The 4,539-nt window shown below is 56.5% G+C and carries 4 protein-coding genes; 2 read left to right on the top strand and 2 right to left on the bottom strand.

Going from position 1 to position 4,539, the window contains the following annotated elements; all coding sequences use genetic code 11:
- Positions 1 to 77 precede the first annotated feature (77 nt).
- Positions 78 to 1,133: a TMAO reductase system periplasmic protein TorT gene (gene torT / locus A3764_RS07480; RefSeq protein WP_082851182.1), complete on the bottom strand. Its 1,056-nt coding sequence runs from the start codon at positions 1,131 to 1,133 to the stop codon at positions 78 to 80.
- Positions 1,134 to 1,621: 488 nt separating this feature from the next.
- Here torT and A3764_RS07475 point away from each other — a divergent pair, with 488 nt between their 5' ends.
- Positions 1,622 to 2,341: a GntR family transcriptional regulator gene (locus A3764_RS07475; protein ID WP_236628123.1), complete on the top strand. Its 720-nt coding sequence runs from the start codon at positions 1,622 to 1,624 to the stop codon at positions 2,339 to 2,341.
- A 67-nt stretch (positions 2,342 to 2,408) separates the two neighbouring features.
- Here the strand turns inward: A3764_RS07475 and A3764_RS07470 are convergent, their stop codons facing one another.
- The gene (locus A3764_RS07470; RefSeq protein WP_067267622.1) at positions 2,409 to 3,353 is read right to left on the bottom strand and encodes a LysR family transcriptional regulator; all 945 of its coding nucleotides are present in this window, start codon (positions 3,351 to 3,353) and stop codon (positions 2,409 to 2,411) included.
- Positions 3,354 to 3,469: 116 nt separating this feature from the next.
- Here A3764_RS07470 and lhgO point away from each other — a divergent pair.
- The coding region (gene lhgO, locus A3764_RS07465) for an L-2-hydroxyglutarate oxidase (protein WP_150122100.1) at positions 3,470 to 4,539 on the top strand (1,070 nt) is incomplete at its 3' end.

The raw sequence follows: 4,539 nt of genomic DNA, 5'->3' as shown, positions 1-4,539 counted from the left end.
CCCGGGCTCCGCCGCGTTCTGCGATGTAAGTTAGATATACCGTATCGCAAAACCCGGCGTGCCCAGGGGCGGTCGAGTTAGTCGACCTTGAAGGTTGGCTGGAACCCTGCAGGGGCAAATGCCCTCGTCAGGTCAAGGCTTCCGACGTTTTCGGTTGTGATCGCCAGCGGCACGGGATGCACCTCTTTTGCCGACTCACGGCCTTCCAATGCGCGAATGGCGAGGTCAACACCGATCCTGCCGATTGCAACAGGATACTGCGTAACGGTTCCTGCGACGGTACCGTTTAGCACACCGTCGATCATGCCCTGATTGCTGTACCAGGAAACGATCTTGGTTTTGTCAGCCAGCCCCGCTTCCTCCACGGCGGTTACGGCAACCTCGGCCATAACCGCGACGCCATAAAGAAGGTCTATGTCGTCATAGGCCTGCAAGGCATCCTCAACCAGCCTGAGCTGAACACTCTTGCCGGTATCGCCATATTTGTCTTCGAGGACCTCCACAGCCGACCCTTCGATCGCACGTCGAAACCCCGCAGCGCTGCTTTCGGCCCAGCCGGCGCCCTGCGGTCCGGGGAACTGGACGACACGCGCCGGGTTACCTTCGAACAGCTCTAGAACCAGCTGCCCGCCAGTGAAACCCATCAATTCCTGATCGGTGTAGATCTTGCTTGTGACTTTCGCTTCGAAGATTGGGTTTCCGACGCCCACCACGACAGTTCCGTTCTTCGTGGCTTCTTCGATCTGATTGGCCAGACCAGCTTCAGAGATGACTGAAACCATGATGGCATCCGCCCCCAGCGCCACGCAGTCGTTGAACTGCGAGATCTGTTGATTGAGGTTGGTATAGCCACCGGCTTCGAATACCGTCAGCTCAACACCTTGTCGCTGAGCTTCACTCACCTGGCCGTAGTTGACCGCAATCCACCAGCTATCCTTGATATGCGGATAAACGGCGCAGAGCTTCCACTTCTTTGTCGGCGCCTCCGTCGGGCTGTATTCAATCGAGACCGCCTCGCCTGATGTCCAGTCTTCAGCTGAAAATGGCCACCAGGCATCCTGTGCCACTGCCGCGCTCGCAACGCAGGCCACAAGAGAACCGCCGAGCATAGCCCTTATGCTTTGTTTCATCATCTACCTCCCTTTTGACAGCCAAGCTCCATCTCCTGTGGAAGGGCCGCATCGAATTTGTATCTTGCAATTTATAAATTGTAAATCAAAATGTAGAACGCCCCACGCGACCCCGTGAACCGAACGGAACCGCCGACATCAGCTGCGCTCAAATTTGCCAAACTTTGGCAGTATCTCTAAGAGGTTCAGGCTCTGAATCAACCAATGAAGCCTCGCTATTCAACTGGATATCTGCGACTGCGACCTGGTATGCTTGCGCTAGAAACAAGTCGGTGAAGAGTCATCTCCAGCCTCTCCCCGTGCAGAATATCCCCTGCGGGTGTGGATATCTGATAATTTATGAGTCATATTCCAATGAAGCGCATCAACTCGAGATTGAAGCGCCAGAGGTATGCCGACAACATAGATGGTTCGATAGCCATACAACATACGTGCATTGAGGCCCGAAGATGAAAAGTGGAGACCCTGTATCGTTCGACGCAACGGCCCCATTGTCCGGCAGACAAGGCACATCCGGCGCTCCGACCGGGAAAATCTCGAAGGGAAGCCTGTCGTTACGCGTCTACCAGGTTCTTAGAACAGGCCTGCTCGAAGGAGAGTACGGTCCAGGGCAGCGGATGATCCTGCAGGACCTTGCCGATGTGATCGGGACATCCATTACCCCGGTCCGGGAAGCCTGCCTGCGTCTTGTCAGCGAGGGAGCTCTTGAGCACAAGTCGGGCCGATTTGCCCAAGTTCCCGATTTGACCAAGGATCGCTATCGTTCGGTCATTCTGGTCAGGGCCCCACTAGAGGGGCTAGCGGCAAGGTTGGCCGCTGAAAGAATATCACAGCAGGAACTCCAGACCCTCAGCGAAGTGAACGAGTCGTTCCGAACTGCCCAGCTCCCCGAACAGCGAGGCACTGCATTTCGCAGGAACATCGAGTTCCACTTCGGTGTATATAAGGCGTCACGAGAGGAGACCCTTGTAAACCACATCGAGCAACTTTGGGTCATGATGGGCCCAATGCTCTCGCGATATTTCGAAGGCGCGATTGAAACCTATCGGGGCGATGATGTGCATGACAAGGTGATTGACGCTCTTGCCAGACGGGACGGCGACGCCGCCGAAAAATGGATCTCTGCGGATATCGACCAGGGGCGAAACGCGTTTCTGCGAACACTTGAGACCAACGCCCCGGACCTTGAAGGGCAGAGCGTTAGGCGATGAGGGTAGCGGCGTTGTGAGGGGCTCGAAACCTACGGCCCAAAGCCCCTTCCCCCAATAAGAGCCGTCTCTATTTTGGCAGGCTTGCGACGTGTTTCTTAACTTCGTCGCTCAAAGTGTCTTTGAATGTTCCTGCCGCCATACCAAGGGGGCGCGACTTCCTGTGAACCAGATAGCACCCGATCTTGACCCGGCTTCCGGGAACCCGGAGTTCACGGATCGACCCTTTGCCCTCCCAGAATGCCGCGAAGGCCAGCGGGACAAATCCCAGATAACGTGAAGACAGGATCAGCAGGATCCGGGACAGAATGGTTGGTGCGGAGGCTTGAAAACTGAGGCCAGACAGGAAGTTTCTAAACTCTTCGGTCTGCGTGACGCCGGTGCGGACAAAACTGTAGCGCTGCAAAATCTCATATGACAACTCTGCCTCGGGCATGTTGAACAGCGGATGATCCGCACCACAGAAAAGACCCATCTCTTCTTCAAACATCGGCATGAGGTTCAACGCATCACTGCTCCGTATCAACCCGGTGAATCCAAGGTCGGCATTGCCTTCCAGAACGGACTCCAGAACGCGGTCAGGTGCGGTCATCCGGATCTTCAGGTCAAGTTGAGGATAATGTTCGTTCATCTTGGCGATGGTCGACGCGATGGGCTGTTCCATTTCAAAGATGAAACTGTCGTCGATCATCACGCTGACTTCGCCCTCAAGCCGATGCGACGCTGACCCGACAAAATCCGAGAACCGGTTGATTTCGGACATCAGCTGTTCGGTCGCCGTGTGGATCAGGCGACCCTGTTCGGTCAGCGCAAACCCCGATCTGCCACGCTCGCACAAGCGCACCCCAAGCCGCTGTTCAAGCTTGGTCAGCCCGATGCTGATCGCTGACTTGCTCTTGTTCAAACGTGGCTCAGCCGCTGTGATGCCACCTGCCGCCGCAATCTCCAGGAACTCGCGTAGCAAGGACACATCAACGTCTGAAAGGGTGCCGCTGAAGGGCGAACGCTGCCGCATAGTGCTTCCTTTGACCGATCATTGGTTTCGTTATGTTTAACTTAAGTCATCAAAATTGAAATTTATAGACTGATACTCGGTGAATAGACCTTCTGTTAAGAAACCAAGGGGGGTTAATGCAAAGCTCGAGTGACATATACGACCTGGCAATCATTGGTGCGGGGATCGTCGGCCTTGCGACCGCCCATTTTTTGCACCAATCCGCACCGGATCGGAAAATTGTCGTCATCGACAAGGAATCCGGACCCGGCCTGCATCAAACCGGACATAATTCCGGCGTCATTCATGCCGGAATCTATTATGCGCCCGGCAGCCTCAAGGCCAAGCTATGCACCGCCGGTGCCAAGGCTACGAAAGACTTCTGCGACACCCATAAGATCGCGTATGAGAATTGCGGCAAACTGATTGTTGCGACCGACGCGTCAGAACTATCCGCATTGGACGAATTGGAACGCCGCGCCACCCAGAATGGGCAGGTTGTCCAGCCGGTGAGCCGCGAAGAGCTTGCCGAGCGCGAACCCATGGTGCTCGGCGTGCAGGCGCTGTTTTCCCCAGCCAGCGGTATCGTTGATTATGGCGAGATCTGCCGGGTATTGCACAGGAGGTTAGAAAGCTCCGGCGTGGATTTCCTGTTCGGTCAGGCCGTCACAGGGCTTGAGGAACGCACGGACAATACCGTGGTGACCACATCTGGCGGCGCCCTGTCAACACGTCTGGTGGTGGCCTGCGCCGGGTTGCAGGCGGACCGTATCGCGGCCCTGTCCGGGGTTGCGGATGACTTTCGCATCATCCCTTTTCGCGGCGAATACTATCGGGTCGCAGACCGCTCGCGGATGAATGCCGTCAACACACCGATCCAGACCTTTCTGGATGTGCAGCACGTCAACCTGGTGGCCCCCTTGATGCTGTGCCAGGAACTGATCGAACCGCTGCGGCGGGCCAAGGGATCGGTGGTCAATGTTTCATCTATCGCGGCCCAACAGGTGCACCCATTTGCCGGTGCGGCCTATGCCGTGTCCAAGTCGGGCCTCACGACCTTGACCCGCGAGCTGGCGCATGAACTCGGCGACACGGGCGTGCGCGTCAACTCGGTGGCTCCGGGTGAAATCGAAACCTCAATCCTGTCGCCCGGCACACAAGAGATCGTTGACCGGCAAGTGCCGATGAGGCGCCTGGGCCGCCCCGA

The organism is Sulfitobacter sp. HI0129 (assembly GCF_001635395.1).
In the GTDB taxonomy this organism is placed as follows: Bacteria; Pseudomonadota; Alphaproteobacteria; order Rhodobacterales; family Rhodobacteraceae; genus Sulfitobacter.
This window is presented reverse-complemented; position numbering and strand designations above follow the sequence as displayed.